At 36.8% G+C, this 18954-nt stretch carries 20 protein-coding genes; 11 read left to right on the plus strand and 9 right to left on the minus strand.

Annotated features, from left to right (window positions below; genetic code table 11):
* Nucleotides 1-179: 179 nt before the first annotated feature.
* Nucleotides 180-566 carry a PepSY domain-containing protein gene (locus NST46_RS05800; RefSeq protein ID WP_118888278.1) on the minus strand — a complete coding sequence of 129 codons (387 nt, stop codon included), beginning with the start codon at nt 564-566 and terminating at the stop codon, nt 180-182.
* Between the two features lie 509 nt (nt 567-1075).
* Here NST46_RS05800 and NST46_RS05805 point away from each other — a divergent pair.
* On the plus strand, nt 1076-1726 hold the full coding sequence (locus NST46_RS05805) for a FusB/FusC family EF-G-binding protein (RefSeq protein WP_095310276.1): 651 nt from the start codon (nt 1076-1078) through the stop codon (nt 1724-1726).
* A 68-nt stretch (nt 1727-1794) separates the two neighbouring features.
* Here NST46_RS05805 and NST46_RS05810 read toward each other — a convergent pair whose 3' ends face one another.
* Together NST46_RS05810 and NST46_RS05815 are read right to left on the minus strand one after the other, a co-directional pair.
* Entirely contained in the window at nt 1795-2337 is a 543-nt protein-coding gene (locus NST46_RS05810) for a GNAT family N-acetyltransferase (protein WP_095310331.1), read from the minus strand.
* Between the two features lie 118 nt (nt 2338-2455).
* Nucleotides 2456-3100: a DUF421 domain-containing protein gene (locus NST46_RS05815; RefSeq protein WP_341136887.1), complete on the minus strand. Its 645-nt coding sequence runs from the start codon at nt 3098-3100 to the stop codon at nt 2456-2458.
* 257 nt (nt 3101-3357) lie between these two features.
* Between NST46_RS05815 and NST46_RS05820 the strand changes: the two genes are divergently transcribed.
* The 5 genes from NST46_RS05820 (at nt 3358) to NST46_RS05840 (ending at nt 8538) form a co-directional block, all read left to right on the plus strand.
* Nucleotides 3358-4332 carry a LacI family DNA-binding transcriptional regulator gene (locus tag NST46_RS05820; RefSeq protein ID WP_095310274.1) on the plus strand — a complete coding sequence of 325 codons (975 nt, stop codon included), beginning with the start codon at nt 3358-3360 and terminating at the stop codon, nt 4330-4332.
* A gap of 15 nt (nt 4333-4347) precedes the next feature.
* Nucleotides 4348-5259, plus strand: a complete 912-nt coding sequence (gene rbsK / locus NST46_RS05825) for a ribokinase (protein WP_095310272.1) — start codon at nt 4348-4350, stop codon at nt 5257-5259.
* Nucleotides 5252-6172, plus strand: a complete 921-nt coding sequence (rihC, locus tag NST46_RS05830; RefSeq protein WP_095310270.1) for a ribonucleoside hydrolase RihC — start codon at nt 5252-5254, stop codon at nt 6170-6172. Before rbsK ends, rihC begins: the two co-directional genes overlap by 8 nt.
* Before the next feature lie 32 nt (nt 6173-6204).
* The gene (gene dcuC, locus NST46_RS05835) at nt 6205-7626 is read left to right on the plus strand and encodes a C4-dicarboxylate transporter DcuC (protein WP_095310268.1); all 1422 of its coding nucleotides are present in this window, start codon (nt 6205-6207) and stop codon (nt 7624-7626) included.
* 345 nt (nt 7627-7971) lie between these two features.
* On the plus strand, nt 7972-8538 hold the full coding sequence (locus tag NST46_RS05840; RefSeq protein WP_118888276.1) for a CBO0543 family protein: 567 nt from the start codon (nt 7972-7974) through the stop codon (nt 8536-8538).
* Nucleotides 8539-8645: 107 nt separating this feature from the next.
* Here the strand turns inward: NST46_RS05840 and NST46_RS05845 are convergent, their stop codons facing one another.
* Together NST46_RS05845 and NST46_RS05850 are read right to left on the minus strand one after the other, a co-directional pair.
* Complete coding sequence (locus tag NST46_RS05845) at nt 8646-9287, minus strand: response regulator (protein ID WP_251659893.1); 642 nt, start codon at nt 9285-9287, stop codon at nt 8646-8648.
* Nucleotides 9288-10115 (minus strand): sensor histidine kinase, encoded by an 828-nt coding sequence (locus NST46_RS05850; protein WP_095310264.1) that lies wholly within the window; start codon nt 10113-10115, stop codon nt 9288-9290. It abuts the gene before it with no gap.
* Between the two features lie 193 nt (nt 10116-10308).
* Between NST46_RS05850 and NST46_RS05855 the strand changes: the two genes are divergently transcribed.
* From NST46_RS05855 to NST46_RS05865, 3 genes are all read left to right on the plus strand, one after another.
* The gene (locus tag NST46_RS05855) at nt 10309-10893 is read left to right on the plus strand and encodes a copper resistance protein CopC (RefSeq protein WP_158586180.1); all 585 of its coding nucleotides are present in this window, start codon (nt 10309-10311) and stop codon (nt 10891-10893) included.
* A 3-nt stretch (nt 10894-10896) separates the two neighbouring features.
* Nucleotides 10897-11988, plus strand: a complete 1092-nt coding sequence (locus NST46_RS05860) for a copper resistance D family protein (RefSeq protein ID WP_095310260.1) — start codon at nt 10897-10899, stop codon at nt 11986-11988.
* Between the two features lie 143 nt (nt 11989-12131).
* Nucleotides 12132-12902 (plus strand): SDR family NAD(P)-dependent oxidoreductase, encoded by a 771-nt coding sequence (locus tag NST46_RS05865; RefSeq protein ID WP_303447059.1) that lies wholly within the window; start codon nt 12132-12134, stop codon nt 12900-12902.
* A gap of 160 nt (nt 12903-13062) precedes the next feature.
* On the opposite strand, the gene NST46_RS05870 is transcribed toward NST46_RS05865, so the two are convergent.
* Both NST46_RS05870 and NST46_RS05875 read right to left on the minus strand, forming a co-directional pair.
* On the minus strand, nt 13063-14196 hold the full coding sequence (locus tag NST46_RS05870; RefSeq protein ID WP_341136888.1) for a zinc-dependent alcohol dehydrogenase: 1134 nt from the start codon (nt 14194-14196) through the stop codon (nt 13063-13065).
* A 508-nt stretch (nt 14197-14704) separates the two neighbouring features.
* Complete coding sequence (locus NST46_RS05875; protein WP_251659889.1) at nt 14705-15124, minus strand: hypothetical protein; 420 nt, start codon at nt 15122-15124, stop codon at nt 14705-14707.
* Nucleotides 15125-15344: 220 nt separating this feature from the next.
* On the opposite strand from NST46_RS05875, the gene NST46_RS05880 reads away from it, so the two are divergent.
* Nucleotides 15345-15911 (plus strand): LemA family protein, encoded by a 567-nt coding sequence (locus tag NST46_RS05880; RefSeq protein WP_095310255.1) that lies wholly within the window; start codon nt 15345-15347, stop codon nt 15909-15911.
* A 4-nt stretch (nt 15912-15915) separates the two neighbouring features.
* Complete coding sequence (locus NST46_RS05885) at nt 15916-16926, plus strand: DUF3137 domain-containing protein (protein ID WP_341136889.1); 1011 nt, start codon at nt 15916-15918, stop codon at nt 16924-16926.
* Nucleotides 16927-17171: 245 nt separating this feature from the next.
* Here NST46_RS05885 and NST46_RS05890 read toward each other — a convergent pair whose 3' ends face one another.
* Entirely contained in the window at nt 17172-17687 is a 516-nt protein-coding gene (locus NST46_RS05890; protein ID WP_118888272.1) for a LysM peptidoglycan-binding domain-containing protein, read from the minus strand.
* A gap of 733 nt (nt 17688-18420) precedes the next feature.
* Complete coding sequence (locus NST46_RS05895; protein WP_341136890.1) at nt 18421-18954, minus strand: GNAT family N-acetyltransferase; 534 nt, start codon at nt 18952-18954, stop codon at nt 18421-18423.

Raw genomic sequence — 18954 nt, forward strand, 5'->3', positions numbered from 1 at the left:
CACTAGAATTGGTGCCTCTCATTATTATTATAATGAACGCAGGAGATTATTCAACCAATATAAAAGATTATGAATATTATTTTCTTGTAAATTTTAAATTTAATGTATGTATTGGCACATCAAGAAGCCCTCTACCACATAGAGGACTTCTGAAAAGCTTTAATTTTTAGCGCTGCAACTTAATCATCATCATGTTCATTATCGTCATCTTCTTCGTCGTCTCCATCGCCGTTGTCATCATCGTCACGATCATCTTCGTCTTCACTCTCAACAGCAATTACATCTCCTGTTTCTGCATCAATTAAGATCTCATATTCATTTCCATCTCTTGCATCTACTTCCACTTCATAGAAAAGGTAGCCATCCTCATCTTCCAATTCAACTTCTTCTACCGTTCCAGGTACTCTTGTTAATGCAATCTCTTTACTTTCCTCTACCGTTATATTGACTTCCTGCAATTCCTCATAGCGATCATCCGAATCAGCCGACACAGTCATACCAGTTGCTGCAGTTCCAATCATTACAACAGCGATTGATGGAATAGCATGCTTCTTCCACTTTTTCATTTTGAATACCTCCTCGTTTTATTTTGTTACACTCCTATCCTAATCTATGAATGTAAAGAGAGTTTGAATTATCGATGTTAATCCAATTAAAAGTTATTACAGTTGTTTTAATCATTGAATTACTAGTGTGAGTGGACTTATTTTCTATTAATACAGCTGTATATAGGCTTAAGGCAGGAATTCAGACTGAAGAAGTATTTCAATATGATAACGGGTTATAAATCGAGTAATATATTTCCTTGTCTTGCGCTCAATTTGTAAATGTCAGCTATATATCATATTACAAATGAAGTTAAGCTTTCTTCTTATTCAACAAATTTCGAAAAGATGCTATACTAATAATAGTTTTCTTTCCAAGGAGGCATCAAAATGGACGCATTCTTTTGTAATGCTTACTCTAGACCACAACCTTTACAGGTCAAAGAGGTCTAGGAAACGATGATAAATAATGAATGATCTCTTTAGGCCTATACCTATATATAAAGCCTACTACAATGGAGTGATTTCAAATGGAAAAACAAACAATTCAGCCGTTTTTAACAGTCGCAAACTATCATTTTATCGAGCAGCAAATGCATAAAATTCTACAAGCACTTGCAACAACGAAAGATAAAGATGTCATCTCTGCTGTTCGTGATATTGTTGATGGTGATATTACAGCAACATTAATGCTTTCTGAGGCAGAAGAACAGCTAATCAGGCAGGTTTCCAATGTGACTAGTCGTGAACAAGGTGAAGCTTATTTAGAGCAATTAAAACCTTACGTCGTCCCTTTTAAAGCTGTCACTGCAAATGCAGTGAAAAGCCTATTTAAAAAGGAAAAAAAGCTAAAGTTGCCAAAGCTTGAAGAAATAGATTTCCAGCAGGTTTGTTACTTGGCTTGGAATGATCTGGGGACTCACCGAAGATATGTCATTATTGAACAAGATGATCAACTTAAAGCGATTAAGGGGACTTTCTCTACCAATACAATTAAAGGGGTATGTTCCATTTGTAACCGTCTATCCGATGTTAATCTATTTACTACATCTGTAAAAGGACGAGTCGCTGGTACGTTCAAAAATCATAGTAATTATATTTGTGCGGATAGCCAAGAATGTAATCAGCATGTAACGGATGTGGAAAAAATGCAAGCATTTTTTGAGCGTATGACGCAATAAAATAAATACCCGCTTATTAATAAGCGCAAAAAAGTGGATTTGAAGATGTCAAATCCACTTTTCCATAATTATTCGTAAGATAAATCTGTTTTTAACAGTGAATATATATTGATATCAACAAAGTTTCCTTTTGATTTTTCGTATTGTCTTAATGTCCCCTCAAATGTGAAGTTCAATTTTTGCAGTACGTGTATGGAATTTATATTTGCTGGTTCTACCTTTGCTTCTATTCTATTGAGCTGTAAATTTCCAAAAGCAAGGTTTATTAATGCCCGAATTCCTTCCGGTGCATAGCCCAACCCCCAATGGATTTTAGCAATATCATACCCTATTTCTGCTCGGGCGTTCTCGAAATCAATAGAATTAAAACCACACGTTCCAATAATTTCATAGGTTTTTAAATCGATCATAATGTAGCGGATCGCTTGGTTTGTCTGAGATAATTCATCGAGTAATTCAATCATTTCTTTTGCCTGTGTTTCATTTGTAAAACGAGAAATGTTCATGAATTTTGTAACATCTGCGTCAGTCCAGATGTTAAATAAGGCTGCTGAATCGGACACTTTTATTTTACGTAAATGCAACCTCTTCGTGAATAGTTCTTTTTTCAATACTTTTACCTCCAATAATTTTAAATCAGTTGGATGAAAAAATATTGCCATCTGCGCATAATTCAGTCCCTTCAACATTAGATAGCCTTATTATAGTGGTTGCTTTGAAAGACATCAACTATCGTAAATGTTCAGGTAGGGTATTTTTATGTGACTTCTTTTGTAATTCAGCAAAAATAGTTTCTTGCTGTTCGGGTGATAGTTGTTCCCTATTTAATTGTCTTGGTTGTTCATTGTACTGTATTTGTTGATGCAGCTGATTTTGTAGGTCCTCAATCAAGCCTGTTAATTGCTTAAATTCCTTCTTTGTCACTGGCTGGACATCTTCTTTCAAGACTAATCCAACCTGCCCATTCGGTTCTAATGTCGCCCATTGAACATCATCCAATCGTTGAACACCTTGTTGGCGCAATTCCATTTCTAGCTGATCAACTGTCACCCTTAACTTTTTTAAATTCTGTTCTTGTAAGATACCATTATTAATTAATACTTTCGATTTACCTGTAATAATTTTTTCGAATACATCCCCTTTGATTTGAAGAAACTCCATTACAACCAATGTCAAAACAAGGATTAGCCCAACGAGTAACGTACTCCATATATCTTCACCTGCTATTGGCTGTATAAGTAATGAACCAATTCCAATCATGATTACAGTTTGTGTGAGCGTCATTTGGGAGATTGATTTTCTACCTGCAATTCGTAATAAAAATGTTCCGCCAACGATAATGATTATGGCCTTCCATAACATAATAAATGCCATTTCAATCTGAGGTTCCCCTTCCTTTTCTTTTTAGTTTTGGTTGCAAAACCTTTTTTATACTGTTTAATCTCGCATTTTGATTACATCTAATATAGAAAATCATTGTTATAGCAATTAAATGATGAAATTATCTTTTATTTCCTATTGACTTTATAATGAAATCGCTTTATTATTTATGTAACGGGTTACACATTCCGTTTTTTATTTTTATCCGGCATGTAACCCGTTACATATATTACTTAAAAAGGAGTATGCTTATGGCAACTATTAGAGATGTTGCTAAATTAGCAAATGTTTCAGTAGCAACAGTATCTCGAGTGATAAATAAAAATGGTTATGTTAATGAAAGCACCATGCAAAGAGTTCGACAGGCGATTGAGCAATTGAACTATCGTCCAAATGATGTTGCCCGCAGTCTTTTCAAAGGTAAATCAAAGATGATTGCTTTGTTTGTTCCTGACATTATGAACCCCTTCTTCCCTGAATTAGCTCGAGCTGTGGAAGACATTTCCAATAAGCATGGCTACACATTTATTTTATGTAATACAGATAATCAGAATGATAAAGAAATAGCTTACCTTAATGCTCTTTTGCAAAAATCTATTGATGGCATCATTCTAGTTTCAAGTACGATGACAACAAATCAAGTTAAAGATATGAAAGTCCCAGTGATAGCACTTGACCGAAAGATCAATCCCGATTTAATTTCTGTTACCGTAAATAACTATGAAGGAGCCAGACAGGCAGTTCAATATTTAAAAAATCAAGGCTGCAAACGAATCGCTCACGTTTCTGGCCCTGAGAATATAAGTAATGCCAGAGAACGATTTAAAGGTTATTTAGACGAAGTTAGGGATGAAGAATGGTTCCATAGTGACTTCATATGTGTAGGAAATTATGCTGTGAATGAAGCTTTTGAAGCAACAAAGAATTTGTTAAAGAGGAATCCTGAAATAGACGGAATTTTTGTAGCAAATGATTTAATGGGTGTTGGTGTGTTAAAGGCTGCTGAATCGTTAAAGATTAAGATACCAAATGAGTTATCCGTTATTGGATTTGACGGGATAGAGCTGGGAAACATCACATCTCCTTCTCTAACTACTATGGCACAACCGATTTATAGTATTGGGAAAAGAGCAGCTGAGATACTTATTCAAAAGATTGAACATCCTAATACAGTTATTAAATCAGAAGAGCACAAGGTTAAATTAACTACTAGAGAATCAACATGAAAAGGAGCTAAGATGATGAACAGTCATCCCCGCGTTTGCGTTATAGGAAGCATTAATATGGATTTAGTGACTACAACTAAAAAAATACCTAAGAAAGGTGAAACTGTATTAGGAGAGAGATTTGAAACTTTTCCCGGTGGAAAAGGGGCGAATCAGGCAGTAACATCCGCTAGACTAGGGGCAGATGTATCGATGATTGGTGCAGTTGGAAACGATACCTTTGGGAAAGCCCTTCTAGAACATTTCAAATCAGAAGGTATTAGCCAAAAAGGGATTAGTATTGTACCAGACATTTCTACGGGAGTTGCAGCAATAACAGTCTCGGAAAATGACAACCGAATTATTGTTTCTCCAGGTGCTAATTCAAAAGTGAATCCCAAAATACTTGATGAAGCTCAAGACGTAATTATAGCTAGTGACATTATTCTATTACAACTTGAAATACCAATGGAAACTGTGCAATATACTGTTGAATTTGCTTATAAACATAAAATACCTGTTATTCTCAATCCTGCACCGTTTCAATTTATACCAGAAGACATATTAGAAAAAGTAACGTATCTAACACCAAATGAAGTTGAATCTGTATCACTGTCTGAAATGCCATTAACAGAATCAATTAAAGAAAAAATGATTATAACCAAAGGAGAGCATGGAGTTGAATTCATATCAAAGTCTGGAGAACCGAAAACTATACCTGGATTTAAGGTAAATGTCAAAGACACAACTGGGGCTGGAGATACTTTTAACGGTGCTCTGGCAACAGAGTTAGCTAGAACAGGAGATTTAGATCAATCAATTCTGTTTGCTAATGCAGCAGCAGCTTTATCTGTAGAACGATTTGGTGCCCAAGGTGGTATTCCCGATAGGAAGGAAATTATAACCTTTATTGAAAAAGCAAAAACGAGGAGGAACGAATATGAATAAAAAACCTATAATTATTGATACAGATCCAGGAATTGATGATGCGGTGGCATTAGCAATAGCATTATTTAGCGAGGAACTGGATGTCCGCTTAATTACAACTGTTAATGGAAATGTGAGTCTTGAAAAAGTAACCTATAATATGTTACGACTTCTAAAGTTTTTTGATAAAGAAATCCCTGTTGCCAAAGGTGCCTCCACGCCATTAATCGTAGATCCAGTTGATGCAAGTGATATTCACGGTGAAACAGGGATGGATGGCTACAACTTTGAAGAACCTGATGAAAGTTTATTATTGGACGAGCACGCCGTAAATGCTATGTATAAAGAAATTATGAGTAGTAAGGAGAAAATCACGCTCCTTCCAATCGGCCCTTTAACAAATATTGCTCTGCTTTTTAAACTTTATCCTGAAGTTAAAGAAAACATAGCTGAAATTATCTTAATGGGTGGTTCGACAGGTCGCGGAAACGCTTCTGTTATGGCAGAGTTTAACATCTATGCTGATCCCGAAGCAGCGAAAATCGTATTTTCAAGCGGCTTACCAATCGTGATGGCTGGACTCGATGTCGGTATGAAAGCCTTGGTTTATCCAGAAGATAGTGAAGTACTGAAAGGAATGAATGATACTGGTAATATGATTTATCATTTATTCAAAAAATATAGAGGCGGTAGCTTTAATAGCGGACTAAAAATGTATGATAGTTGTGCAGTAGCCTATCTATTAAAACCAGATTTATTTACAACTGTAGATACCTACGTAGACGTTGAATTGAACGGCGGATTGACAAAAGGAGCTACAATAGTAGATTTAAAAGGTTATATGAAGCAAGAAAGCAATGTAAAAGTTTGTGTAGATATTAATGCACCTGCGTTTAAAAAGTGGTTAATGGAAAATTTAAGAAAATGTAAGTAAGCATTTATCCATTTTTCAGGGAGGAATCATCGATGTTGGACAACCTTATCATGTATAGCTCAGCTTTGTTAGCGGTTGCAGTAATTGTTTATATGCTTATTAAGAAAATGGACATTAAAATCCCCTTATTTCTTATGGGTATCATTTTACTATTAATTAGTATCGTAATGGGTAACGAGATTGTATTTAGTGACTTTACCCCGACCGGATCTGCACTCTTAGACCCTTTGCAAGTTGTTGTGCAGCAATTCAAGTCAACATTGTCCTCAGCAGGGCTAATTATTTTAATACTAGGTGGATATACAGCCTATATGTCATCAATCGGAGCTAACGATTTAACCGTTCAAATGTTAACAAAACCAGTTAGCAAAATAAAATCTGTCTATCTGCTAGTTCCTATTATATTTTTATTAGGTAACGTTTTATCCTTGGTTATACCGAGTGCTTCTACACTAGCTATCTTATTATTAGCCACACTTTATCCGGTAATGAAAAATGCAGGCATGTCTACTCTTAGTATAGCAGCAGTTATAGCTACTTCTGCAACAATCATTCCTACTCCACTTGGAAGTGATAATGTGGCAATTGCAGAGGAGTTAGCGAAATATGCAGCATTTAGTGATTTAACGGTTACACAATATGTTTTTAGCTACCATGCCATTGTTTCATTGCCAACCATATTATTCATGGCGATCGTTCACTACTTCTGGCAAAAGAGAATGGATAAAAAAGCTGAGATTACAGAATCTGCTAAAGAGGTTAAATTAGAAGATTTCAAGGAAATAGAAGGCAGTATATTATTTAAAACCGTCTATGCTATCTTGCCAGTTTTTCCAATTATTATTTTATTGGTATCATTTATATTAGACCTCACAACCCAGATATCTGTTTCAATTAGTGTTGAAATTGCAGTATTAATCTCATTTATCTTAGCAATCATTTGTGAGCTTATTCGTAATAAAAATAGTAAAGATGTGTTATCCAATACGGAAAAATTCTTTACAGGTATGGGCAGTATGATTTCAGTTGTGGTTCTCTTAGTAGCTGCTTCAGTATTTGTTGCAGGTTTGCAGTCTATTGGGCTGATTGACACACTGCAAGCATCAATGGAAAACATCCAAGGACAAGGCTTTGATTATGTATTACCATTGGTTCTGGTCGGATTTACCGCATTAATTGTAATACTAAGTGGAAGTGGCATTGCTTTATTCTTTGCAATGATACCACTGATGGTTCCTTTAGCCGAAGCCGCTGGAATTAATCCAATCGCAGTTAGTATTCCTATGGGACTAGCCGGAAACTTGTTTCGATCGGTTTCTCCAGTCGCTGCTGTAGTATTAATTATTGCAGCAACCCTGAAAGTCGATCCAATTAATATTATTAAGAGAACCTCCGTTCCAATCCTATCCGGTGTAATATTTATGTTTATATTGTCTATGATAATGTTTTTATAGTAGCACAAAACCCATGTACAGATTGCTGCATGGGTTTTTAATTTAGGGCTAGATCTCTTTTTCTCCTTTTCTACTTCACTTTCGCCAACTAATTTCACATATAACTCTGTGTCTGGCCAACCTTCGCGAGTAATCTTCTCTCCACGGTAAAAATTCTTCAAATGTCACGTTTTCACCCTTTATTTGTTGATATGGAAAGTATAAAAGGATCGTTTGAAATTACAATCAATCAGCGTAAGTATAGAAACCGTTATAAATCTTTATACACATAAAACGTAAATAAATTACAAAAGATACTCATAAAGCACATCAATAATGTTCGGTATAAATGGAGGCGGTTCATGAATGACATTTAAAGAAGGTATAAAACAAGTTGAGAGGATCAATGAACAGCTAATAGATGCGGATAGATTGATGTCCGAAACAGTGATTAACGCCTTTATGTTTACATGGCAATGGTGGTTTGGGATTGGACTATTTATTATTCCTTGGTTTATATGGGTTTTATTTAGAAACAGGCAAAGTACAGGCAGACTTCTTATGGGGGGATTTATCACCATCATTTTATCCTTAATGATTGACCTTATTGCCTTATCGAGCGGGCTTTGGTCTTACCCAATGATATTCTCACCTATAGGCCCATTGTTATTTCTCCCCTACCATTTTTCTTTAGCTCCTGTTGCCATTATGTTTACACTGCAAATTAAGCCAAAAGCTAATCCCCTTTTAAAAGGAGCTATATTTAGTGCTCTTGGAGCTTTCATAGGCATGAACTTTTTTGAAATGATTGATTTTTATAACCCAAAAGGATGGTCAACTATTTATGACTTTTTTATTTATCTATTCCTTTTCCTGATAGCGTATTGGTCCAGCAGCATGGATGGTTTTAAAAAAATATCAGATGGCTATTGAAATCCTTTGTCTTGTTCAAGAATCGAGCACAAATCCAGAATAAGGACATTGTGCTCGTTCTTGCTTATTAGTCCAGTCATTGCCAGACCCACAGAAGGAATCTCCCATTAATCCATCAGCCCTTTCTGAAACGCATAACTCGTCAGCTGCACCCGATTATCTAAATGCAGCTTACTCAAAATGTTTTTCAGATGACTTTTCACCGTATGCTCTGAAATAAACAGGGTATCTGAAATTTCCCGATTGGACATCCCTTTCGCGACCAATTGCAGCACTTCTAACTCCCTTGTAGATAAAGGCGTATTCTCCTTTGTAACTGCTTTACTTTGTGGAAATTCCTTAAGAATTTGAAAGGCTATTTCTTTAGACATTGGGACTTCATCTACGGCAAAGGCTCTTAAATGATCGACCCATGCTTCCGACTGGATATTTTTTAATAAATAGCCCTGTGCTCCTTGTTTTAATGCATCAAACAAATCGGTGATATCATCCGAAACGGTAATCATCACAATCTTGACGTAAGGGAATTGAAGCTTGATACGTTTCGTCGCCTCTAGCCCATCCATCACCGGCATTTGAATGTCCATCAGAATAATGTCAGGCATTAATTCTTCCGTAAGCTTTATCGCTTCCTCGCCATTCTTCCCTTCTCCTACAATAAGAAGATCTTCGTGCTCCTCTAAAATTTCCCGGATGGCTTCTCTTGCATGCGCGTGATCATCCACGATTACGATTCGAAAAGGTTGCATTTAGTTTCCCTCCTTTTTTATTTCCAGGATCGTTTCATTCTCAATTTTATTAATCGAAAATTCCCATTCCATATCTATCGTTCTATCTTGAATAATCTGAAGTCCATAGCCTGTACTATCTTGAATCGTATCGTTTGTGAATCCTATTCCCCGATCCTTAATTTGGCATATCCATCCATTTTCTATTTCCTTTGCTACAATCCATACCTCATTTGTTTTTGCGTGTTTAATAACATTCATCACAGCTTCTTTTACACAGGCGAACAGCTCTACCTTCTCTTTCGATGACAATGCATCTTCTGGAATTCCCCATTCCAGCTGAACATCCATAAAATGCTGTTGTTTCAGCTCCGTTACATACTGGTAGATCGTTTCTGTCCAGCTAAACGTATCCTCATTTGGTACATATTTCAGGTTTGTAATCGCCTGACGTGTATCCTCGTGGACATGCTGTAAGGTTTGCTTTATTTTTTGAAAATCAGCATCCTGCTCCAGATCATTCTTTCTGCCAAACTTATTCATTTTAACGGACAATAGAAATAGTGATTGGGCAATGCCGTCATGTAGCTCCCTTGCGAGCTTCTCCCTCTCGATAAGCGCTGCTTTCTTAGCCCTTGCCGCTCTTAACTCTTCTTGCATTTTTTCTAAAATGGAAAATAAATGCCGCAAAAAGACAAGCGTGACAATAAAGACTAATATAGGAGAAAGAAAGTTCCCCATGTCCATGGAAATGTATGAAAGGAGAAATTCATGCCGAACATACTCCCAAAGGGCGATTGTAATCGTTGGCAAAAATAAAATAAGCCATTTAATTTGGTTATACTTCATATCTTCACCGCATTTCTAAATATAAAATGTGTCTATATTTTATCATTTAATCACCCTTTTATAGCAAATTTCCGTTAAAATCACTCCTTCGAGGTATTATGCAAGATTTAGCATTGGATTTATAATATACACAGGTAACTCGCATCCTATTTTAGAAGTAGTTACTGAGACATGTAAGGGAGGAATTATGTTAATGAAACGAATATTTAGCGCGGCAATAGTAGTCATACTCGTAACGTGCTTTTCTACTAGCGCGTTTGCTCACTCACATATTCAAGGATCGAATCCAGCAGATGGCGATGTTGTAACAGAGCCATTGGAAGAAATTGTGCTTGAATTTGATGGTGGAATTGAACAAGGCAGTTTTATAGAGGTAACAACGACAGCAGGTGAAGCTGTGGAAGTACAAGATATCGAGATCGGTGAAGGTACATTAACAGGTACGGTTGCTGAGCCGCTTGCAAATGATGAATATCAAGTAAATTGGAGTATTATTAGTGCAGATGGTCACCCACTAGAAGGTGAATTCACATTTACCGTTGATGCCGAGGTTCCTGAAGCTGTGGAAGAGGAAGAACAGGCTGAAACAGAAACAGTTGAAGATGAAGAACCCGAAGAACAAGCGGAAACAGAAACGACCCAAGATGATTCAGCAACAGAATCCGCTGAACAAATAGATGAAGGCGAAGAATCATCTTCCACCATGATTATGGTCATTGTTGGTTTAGCTATTCTTGCAATCGTTGGCTACATCTTATTTATGAAAAGAAAGAGATAGTAAATGGACATACTCGTAATGATTAGTCAGGTGCTATTATATGTATGCTTTGCGGTTTTAGCAGGAGGTTTTCTGCTTTTGCTTATTCCAAGCACCTATCGTCCGGACATAAAAATCGCACCGTATTACTTTTTGATCAGCTCCATCATGGTACCGATTTTTGCTTTCATTCCGGTTCTTGATACTACCTTATTTATCGCCCCACGGCTAGGGTTTGGTGAAGCATTAAAAGTCGTTTTACTAACCTATACGGTTGGAAACGCGTGGAACTTTACCCTTATTGGTTCTATTTTATTAGTACTCATAATTGTATTAATGCGGTCTATGGGAAATCGTATTTCTACTTCTATCGTATTGGCATTAACATTCGGACTCATGTTAACCATTGCTTGGTCAAGCCATGCAGGCGCTATGGAGCCATTCAAGGGAATTACCGGCCACTTTGTCCATCTAGCTGCGATCAGCATTTGGGTTGGTGTTGTACTTGTTGTCGGCTGGTTTGCAACCAACCATGATAATTGGCTTACATTTTTAAGCTGGTTTTCCAAGGTCGCTATCGGCTGTTTAGTTGCTACAGGACTTAGCGGGATCCTACTGATGGATGTCATGGTCGATGGGTATACAGATTCATGGATGGTTTCGTATGGACAAGGATTATTAATCAAACACCTATTCTTGATTCCACTCGTTTTCTATGCCTTATTAAACGGCTTGGTTGTGAAATATTTCCTGTCAAAAGATGCTGCGTTTAATCCAATTCCTTGGATTCGTTTAGAGGGTATTGTTTTATTTGTCATTTTTGCGATGACAGCTTTTTTCACCCAGCAATCCCCTCCTCACGGAAATTATTTAACGGATGATGCAATATCACCTTTATTCCAGTTATTTCATGGCGGCATCATTGATTCCAGCAGCACCGTCGGCTTGACGATCAACCTAGATATCGTTTATTTCTTTTTCCTAGCTCTATTATTAGTAGGATTAATATTATTATCGATTTACAAAAAGGCATCGATAGTGGTAACTTTTCTGATAAGCTGCTTGTTCGTGGTGAATGTATATATTATGGTGATGATATCTATTGTTGTTCGGTAATAGGAATAGAGTAAGATCATATTTTGAACAGCCTTGTCAAAATATGATCTTTTTTACTCCTATGTCAAGGCTCTAATTTGTTTTACCTAGTCAAAGTGATACAATTATTGTAAGCGTTTAAACCTTTTTAGGAGGAAAGAACCATGACAAAAACAGAGAGTAAAGTAGCAATTGTAACAGGTGGAGCATCCGGTATTGGCTTAGCAATAGTACAACGATTAGTAGAAAAAGGCGTTAAGGTAGCAATTGCAGATTTAAATCAAGAAAAACTAACAGAGTTAGAAGAGTCCCATAAAGGTAATGTAATCGGTTGTGTAACCAATGTGACAAAAGAGGGCGATATTGAAGCATTAGTGAAGAAGACGGTTGAAGCATTTGGTGGGTTAGATTACGCGTTTAATGTGGCAGGCGCATCCAAAGCCGGTGCAATTGTTGACCAAAGCGAAGAAGACTGGAACTTCACTGTAGATTTATGCTTAAAAGGTGTATTTTTATCTTTAAAACATCAAGCTAAATACATGAAAGAGCATGGTGGAGGTGCAATTGTAAATGTAGCCTCTTTAAATGCACATGTACCAATGTTCTATGGTGCAGCATATTCATCCGCTAAGGCTGGGGTTGAAATGTTAACGAAGAATGCAGCATTAGAATTAGCACAGCATAACATACGAGTCAACGCAATTCTCCCAGGGCTAGTGTCAACTCCATTAACAAGTGGCTTAACGGATGTTGCGGCGATCAATGAGGCGTATATGGAGCGCATACCTATGAGGCGTGCTGCTGACCCAGATGAAATGGCAGGCCCTGCATTATTCTTAGTAAGCGATGACGCCTCATACGTTAATGGTGCAAGCCTGATTGTTGATGGCGCATGGGCTGTTAGTGGTTATCCTGATTTAAGCAAGTTCATGTGAATGTTTCAATAAAAATAACATTAAAATCCTTAAGTCGGACGATTGCAGATTAATCTTTTAGAGTATTGTTTTGTTACACTTAATAAAATAAGTCCACGGGGCGGGGTATCGCCACCGTGGACTTATTTGAACTTGCTCTTGTAGAAGTTTTACCAATTTTCTACGGCTTGAAAATCACCTTAATGGATTCATCCTCTTTCTTATCAAAAATATCATAAGCTATTGCAGCATCATCCAAATTAACGCGATGTGTAATAATATCTGTTGGATCAAACTCTTTATTCTCAATCATGTCATACAGTTTTGGCATAATGTTAATCACAGGAGCTTGTCCCATTTTCAATGAAACATTTCGAGTGAAAAAGTCGCCTAGTGGGAAGCCATTTGCCTCTGTACCATAAACACCGGTTATTTGGACCGTTCCGAACTTCCGTACAGCTTGCGATGCGGTAATGATTGGACTGATGGTTCCGAATTGATTATCGCCTTTTGATCCGAATTCTGTGTTTGGCGGGACTGTACCATCCATCCCAACACAATCAATCACAACGTCTGCTCCACCTTTTGTTTCTTCATGCAAAAGTTCGCCGATGTTTTCGTTTTCTTTAAAGTTATACGTTTCCACATTATTCGTTTTCTTCGCATGGTCTAGTCGGTGCTCTACCTGGTCGACGGTAATAACACGCTTTGCGCCTTTCAGCCAAGCGAATTTTTGAGCCATGAGCCCGATTGGACCACTCCCTAAAATTATTACCGTGTCCCCTTCTTTGACGCCCCCATGCTCCACGCTCCAATACGCAGTCGGGATGACGTCCGATAAGAATAATACCTGTTCATCATCCAATTCACTTTTTTTCGGAACCTTAAATGACGTAAAATCCGCATACGGAACACGTAAATACTCTGCCTGACCACCAGGGTGATTACCGAAATCTTCAGCGAATCCGAATAAACCACCAGGCTCACCATGTGGATTGGAATTATCGCATTGACTCTCCATCTGATTATTACAGAAGAAGCATTCTCCACACCCAATATTAAAAGGAATTACGACACGGTCACCTTTTTTGAGGTTTTTCACATCTGAACCAACTTCCTCAACAATACCCATCGGCTCATGACCAACGACGTAATCCTCTTTCGGGACAATTCCGCCATGATATAAGTGAAGATCTGATCCGCAGATGCCGCTCGCGGTAATTCGTACGATCATATCACTGTTTTCCTGAATTTTCGGGTCATCAACATTTTTTGTTTCCATCGCTTTTTCACCTTGAAATGTTACGGCCTTCATTTGGTTCACATCCTTCTATCAGCATTTATAAGTTGTGTCCCCTGAATCAGACAGGAATAAACGGGATATTCTCAACCTTTCCTTCATAGACCTATCAAAGTATTCACCGTTGCAGATTAATCGGAGGAGCTTATAATTCAGGGTACTCCTTGGAGACTATTTTGATTATGAAAAAGCAACGGATGAAGTAAAGGACCATGTTAAGGCTTTATTAAACAGTAATGAATACCTTTTGAAATAAAAAAATAAGTATGCTGTATAGCACACTTATTTTTTCATTCAATTCCGTGACGTTTAGTCTCTGTCTCTTTTTTTTTATAATTTTGGCAAGTGAACCAACACCCTAATAAGATAAAGAAAATCATAACAAGATTATCTACTAGAGGTGAGAACCCTAACGTAATTCTAAAAGTTACTGCTATTGCGACAAAAAACAAAAGTATGATAATTTGTTTTAGTTTAAATTTAAATTTTGATTCCATCTAATCCACTTCCCTTCTATATTATCTTACTCAACTGTAACACTTTTATTTTTAATTTTATAAACAGATTGAGAAGTGTTTCCGTTCCAATATTCATATTTTGTTCTAACTCCTTTACCTTGTGCTTCAGCATCTTGGAAAGTTTTTATCATATTAGCAGATGAAATGCTCTCAGCCAAAAGCATAAAACCTACAACTGGATGGGCACTTGCAATATATCTCATAACTTGGTTTGCTGTGTTATCCCTGTCTTCATAATTTTGAACGATTTCTTTAGTTTTACTTGGTGTGAAATAATAATTGATTTCATATACATCGTAGGTGACCATTCCTTCTTTTTCTTGCCTATCCGGATCTCCTGTCGCAGCTTCTACACTATTTGTAAAACTGATGTTTACACCTAGAAGTAGAGTACAGGCTAGTAAACCTACAACAAACTTTCTCATTATATTACACATCGGAATCAGCGACACATCCCTTACTACCTTTGCCTATTTTCTCTTTCACATCAAGAACTTTGACAGGATTTGCTACTCTCCCTTTGTCAATCATCATACTGTGCAATGAGATACTTATCTTGTGTTAGATATGAATCAAAAGTAACTGGATAGTACAAAACGATAACTATATAATAGTTGTAAATAGTAAAAAAGGAGCTGAAATTTCTTGAACATTGAACCGTGGATGATAGGCACAGCTATTGCCGTTCTTGTTTTATTATGGGCACTATTTACCTATAACCGTTTTATTTCCTTAAAAAACAGTATAGAAGAATCCTTTAAACATATTGATATTACGTTAGCACAGCGTTTTGACTCCCTCACAAGAATAGCAGAGACGATTGCCGCTTATACGAAACATGAAAAAGAAGTCCATACGGAAGTAACGAAGCTCCGCAGTCAATTTGACAACCAAAATGAGAATGAAAAAGTAAAAACGTCAAATGAACTATCAAGACTTGTAAGTGGTTTACAAGTTCAAGTCGAAAATTATCCGGAATTAAAGGCAAATGAAAATTATCTGCACTTACAGAAAAGTATTAATGAACTGGAAGAAAGGCTGGCTGCATCGAGAAGAACCTTTAACGCAAGGGTTGCGAAATTCAATACCATGTTGCAGCAGTTTCCTACAAATCTATTTAAATTCTTCATGAAACTAGAAAAAAGAGAGCTATTGCACATTGATAACAGCAAAAAGCAAGATGTTGATATAGCCAAAATTCTAAGGGGTTAACCACATGTTTTCTAGCTATGATGAAATCTCTTATCTATTAAAAGATGATATAAATGAAATGAATAAAATCAGATTCAAAACGTTACTAAAGTACATATTTGGCTGGATTTTCCTTTTTGCTAGTATTATCATCCCTGCTATTTTTGGCCTCTCTATTCCTAACGCAGGTATCCAATGGCTGGCTGCTTTTATTTTTTTCTTCGGAACGATAACAAGTATTGTTAGTTTCTTTAAAACACTAGGAACGTTTCGTACGGCCTTTAAACGCAAAGTAGTAAGGAATCTGTTAAAAGCGTTATTTGAAACTGCTAACCTGCCAGAGGATAACCATAATTATGAGATGAAATGGGGATACTTCAGCCAAGGTAAAATTAATAATCTCTTAATTGGTGAATCTGGCTTATTCTATTTAAATCGGATTGATCGCGTATCTGGTGAAGATTTAATAAAGGGTAAAATAGGCTCTACTGATTTCTATTTCTCTGAACTAAAGCTCTTCAAACAAGTAAGGGACTATAGAGGAAGATCAAATACGAAGTTAAAAACAAGATATCAAGGCGTCCTGTATCTTGCAGACTTCCATAAACATTTTAAAGGGCATACCATCTTACGTGATAGAAAGCTTTTTAGTTTCCAGCATCTAAAGCGTTATTTCAGGCACCATTTCCACCGTATGCTGAGCGGAAAGAAATTAATTACGATTAAAATGGAAAATGATGAATTCAATAAGTACTTTAAAGTACGAACGACAAGTGAATTCGAAGCACGCTACATTCTTTCACCCAACTTAATGGAAGATTTAGTTGCATTTCGAAAAAGAAATCGAAACCCAATTGATATAGCTTTTAAAAAACGATTTATCAGTTTATTTTTATACAATAAAAAAGACTATTTCGAACCGAGTATTTTTGACTCAATGGAAAAGCAGTCTAAACTTGTTTATGATGATTTGATATTATTCTTCCGTATCATTAATGACTTGAATCTCAACACACGGATATGGAGCAAGGATTAAAAAGGGTATGGGCAGCACTGGTTCAATTGGATAGCTGTAAACATTCGTTCATCAAGCATTTCCAACAGATTCTGATGCCAGCTCAGGCAATTGTTGTCATTCCCCTGCCCTTTTTAACATAAAAAAGTTGACGAGGCTTATGAAGCCAAGTCAGCTTAATTCCAACTCCTAAATGATGCATTTTTTAAATTAAGAAATGTTCACCATCACTAAATGGAAAAGTCTACTTCTCCCCAACTGTTAATCTAATAGTGTACTTGTAAATCTTTAACGCCAAACTCTAATGCTTCATCTAAATCTTCCATATATACATCCAATCGACCTTCTGTAACAGCACTTCCTCTATCTTCACATGTAAATGTTTTATCAAAATAAGGAATATACAACTTGGTTCCGAATGATAATGAATCTGGACAGGCGATTGTTTGACCCTCCTGCACTTCCGTACCGGATGCTGTAATACCATATCCTGGATCTCCATGTTCTTTTCCAGTAGATTCATAGCCTGCTGTATAAGCAGTTACTGTAAACGTCTCTCCCTTTGCATCTGGAATGGTAAGCGTCTGACCCGCATAAATGATATCTGGGTCTGAAAGAAAAGTGTTAAATTCAAGCAATGAATCCACACTTACATTATGATTCCTTGAAATCTCGGATAAAACATCTCCTGATTGCACCGTATACTGACTGCTTGCATGTACTTCGTTCGTAAATAAGATTAATCCTAAAGTTACTAGTGTGATTAGTGTTAAGTATTTCATTGTAATGCCTCCTATGTGTAATTAATATAGAATACGCATAGCAGGGTATTTCTTCTGTAGGCTTTAATAGAATTGAAATATAGATGTAAAGGTAGGAGCTGATTTTGAGAGTGGTGTCTTTGCAGCGGGGGATGGTGCGTTAATTTTGGGAATGGTGTCTTAGCGACGGGGAATGGTGCGTTAATTTTGGGGATGGTGTCTTAGTAGCGGGAGATGGTGCGTTAATTTTGGGAATGGTGTCTTAGTAGCGGGAGATGGTGCGTTAATTTTGGGGATGGTGTCTTAGTAGCGGGAGATGGTGCGTTAGTTTTGGGTATGGTGTCCTAGCGACGGGGGATGGTGCGTTAATTTTGGGTATGGTGTCTTAGCGACGGGGGATAGTGCGTTAATTTTGGGGATTGGTGTCTTAGTAGCGGGAGATGGTGCGTTAATTTCGAGAATGGTGTCTTAGCGGCGGGGGGGGGCATATTGTTCTGTTGAAAAAGAAATTTGATAGATACATAGTTGAAATACAAATAACTCAATAAAAAGGAAAATCCGTATCTATATCGAATGACAGCTTCTGATTCTCCAATTCTTTCCTTTTCAATTCTTGGTTGAACTGTTAACCAAGAATCTTAACAAGTCTAATCAATCCTATTGGGACGAGGATATTAATGTCGATTGATTGTCAATCCTTGTTTAAAGCCAGATTCTAAACTATTGTAGATTTAGAATCTGACTCTATGATCATTTACTCAGAAAATGCTTTCGGATAATGAACGACACCTTGAACCGTTTCAAGAGAATCTTCCGTTAGTTCTAAAGCCATAAATGCTTCTTCAGGTACTTCGAATGGCGCTTTTATATTCCATAATTGTGCTTGTTTAAATCCAAACTTTGGATAGTAGTCTTTATGACCTAATACAATAACTGAATGATAACCAAGCGCTTTTGCTTTCTTTAACGCTTCCTGAATTAATTGGCTTCCGATTCCTTTTTTCTGATACTGAGGTACCACAGACATGGGAGCAAGTGCTAAAGATTCCACCGATTGATCATTATATACAATAGAAATTTTTGATAACAGAATGTGACCAATCATCTCCTTGTCTTCATCTATTGCGACTAATGAAAGCTCAGGAATAAATGCCTTTGATTTTCTAATTCGATTTACAAGTTGATGTTCTTTCCCGTCACTATATTGTTCATTTAAAAATGCTTGTTTTACAACTTCTTCTGTCGTTCTATAATCTTTTGGAAGTTCTTGTCTAATCATACGATTCAT

It is taken from the genome of Oceanobacillus sp. FSL W7-1309 (assembly GCF_038002145.1).
In the GTDB taxonomy this organism is placed as follows: domain Bacteria; phylum Bacillota; class Bacilli; order Bacillales; family Amphibacillaceae; genus Oceanobacillus; species Oceanobacillus profundus.

Bases quoted from the DNA above. Each gene is read 5' to 3' on its own strand.
- NST46_RS05805 (WP_095310276.1), top strand. From the start codon at position 1,076: ATGGAAAAACAAACAATTCAGCCGTTTTTAACAGTCGCAAACTATCAT.
- rbsK (WP_095310272.1), top strand. From the start codon at position 4,348: ATGAACAGTCATCCCCGCGTTTGCGTTATAGGAAGCATTAATATGGAT.
- NST46_RS05890 (WP_118888272.1), bottom strand. From the start codon at position 17,687: ATGAAATACTTAACACTAATCACACTAGTAACTTTAGGATTAATCTTA.
- NST46_RS05870 (WP_341136888.1), bottom strand. From the start codon at position 14,196: ATGAAGGCCGTAACATTTCAAGGTGAAAAAGCGATGGAAACAAAAAAT.
- NST46_RS05845 (WP_251659893.1), bottom strand. From the start codon at position 9,287: ATGCAACCTTTTCGAATCGTAATCGTGGATGATCACGCGCATGCAAGA.
- NST46_RS05815 (WP_341136887.1), bottom strand. From the start codon at position 3,100: ATGGCATTTATTATGTTATGGAAGGCCATAATCATTATCGTTGGCGGA.
- NST46_RS05860 (WP_095310260.1), top strand. From the start codon at position 10,897: ATGGACATACTCGTAATGATTAGTCAGGTGCTATTATATGTATGCTTT.
- NST46_RS05800 (WP_118888278.1), bottom strand. From the start codon at position 566: ATGAAAAAGTGGAAGAAGCATGCTATTCCATCAATCGCTGTTGTAATG.
- NST46_RS05840 (WP_118888276.1), top strand. From the start codon at position 7,972: ATGACATTTAAAGAAGGTATAAAACAAGTTGAGAGGATCAATGAACAG.
- NST46_RS05865 (WP_303447059.1), top strand. From the start codon at position 12,132: ATGACAAAAACAGAGAGTAAAGTAGCAATTGTAACAGGTGGAGCATCC.
- NST46_RS05885 (WP_341136889.1), top strand. From the start codon at position 15,916: ATGTTTTCTAGCTATGATGAAATCTCTTATCTATTAAAAGATGATATA.
- NST46_RS05850 (WP_095310264.1), bottom strand. From the start codon at position 10,115: ATGAAGTATAACCAAATTAAATGGCTTATTTTATTTTTGCCAACGATT.
- rihC (WP_095310270.1), top strand. From the start codon at position 5,252: ATGAATAAAAAACCTATAATTATTGATACAGATCCAGGAATTGATGAT.
- dcuC (WP_095310268.1), top strand. From the start codon at position 6,205: ATGTTGGACAACCTTATCATGTATAGCTCAGCTTTGTTAGCGGTTGCA.
- NST46_RS05855 (WP_158586180.1), top strand. From the start codon at position 10,309: ATGAAACGAATATTTAGCGCGGCAATAGTAGTCATACTCGTAACGTGC.
- NST46_RS05875 (WP_251659889.1), bottom strand. From the start codon at position 15,124: ATGAGAAAGTTTGTTGTAGGTTTACTAGCCTGTACTCTACTTCTAGGT.
- NST46_RS05895 (WP_341136890.1), bottom strand. From the start codon at position 18,954: ATGAATCGTATGATTAGACAAGAACTTCCAAAAGATTATAGAACGACA.
- NST46_RS05820 (WP_095310274.1), top strand. From the start codon at position 3,358: ATGGCAACTATTAGAGATGTTGCTAAATTAGCAAATGTTTCAGTAGCA.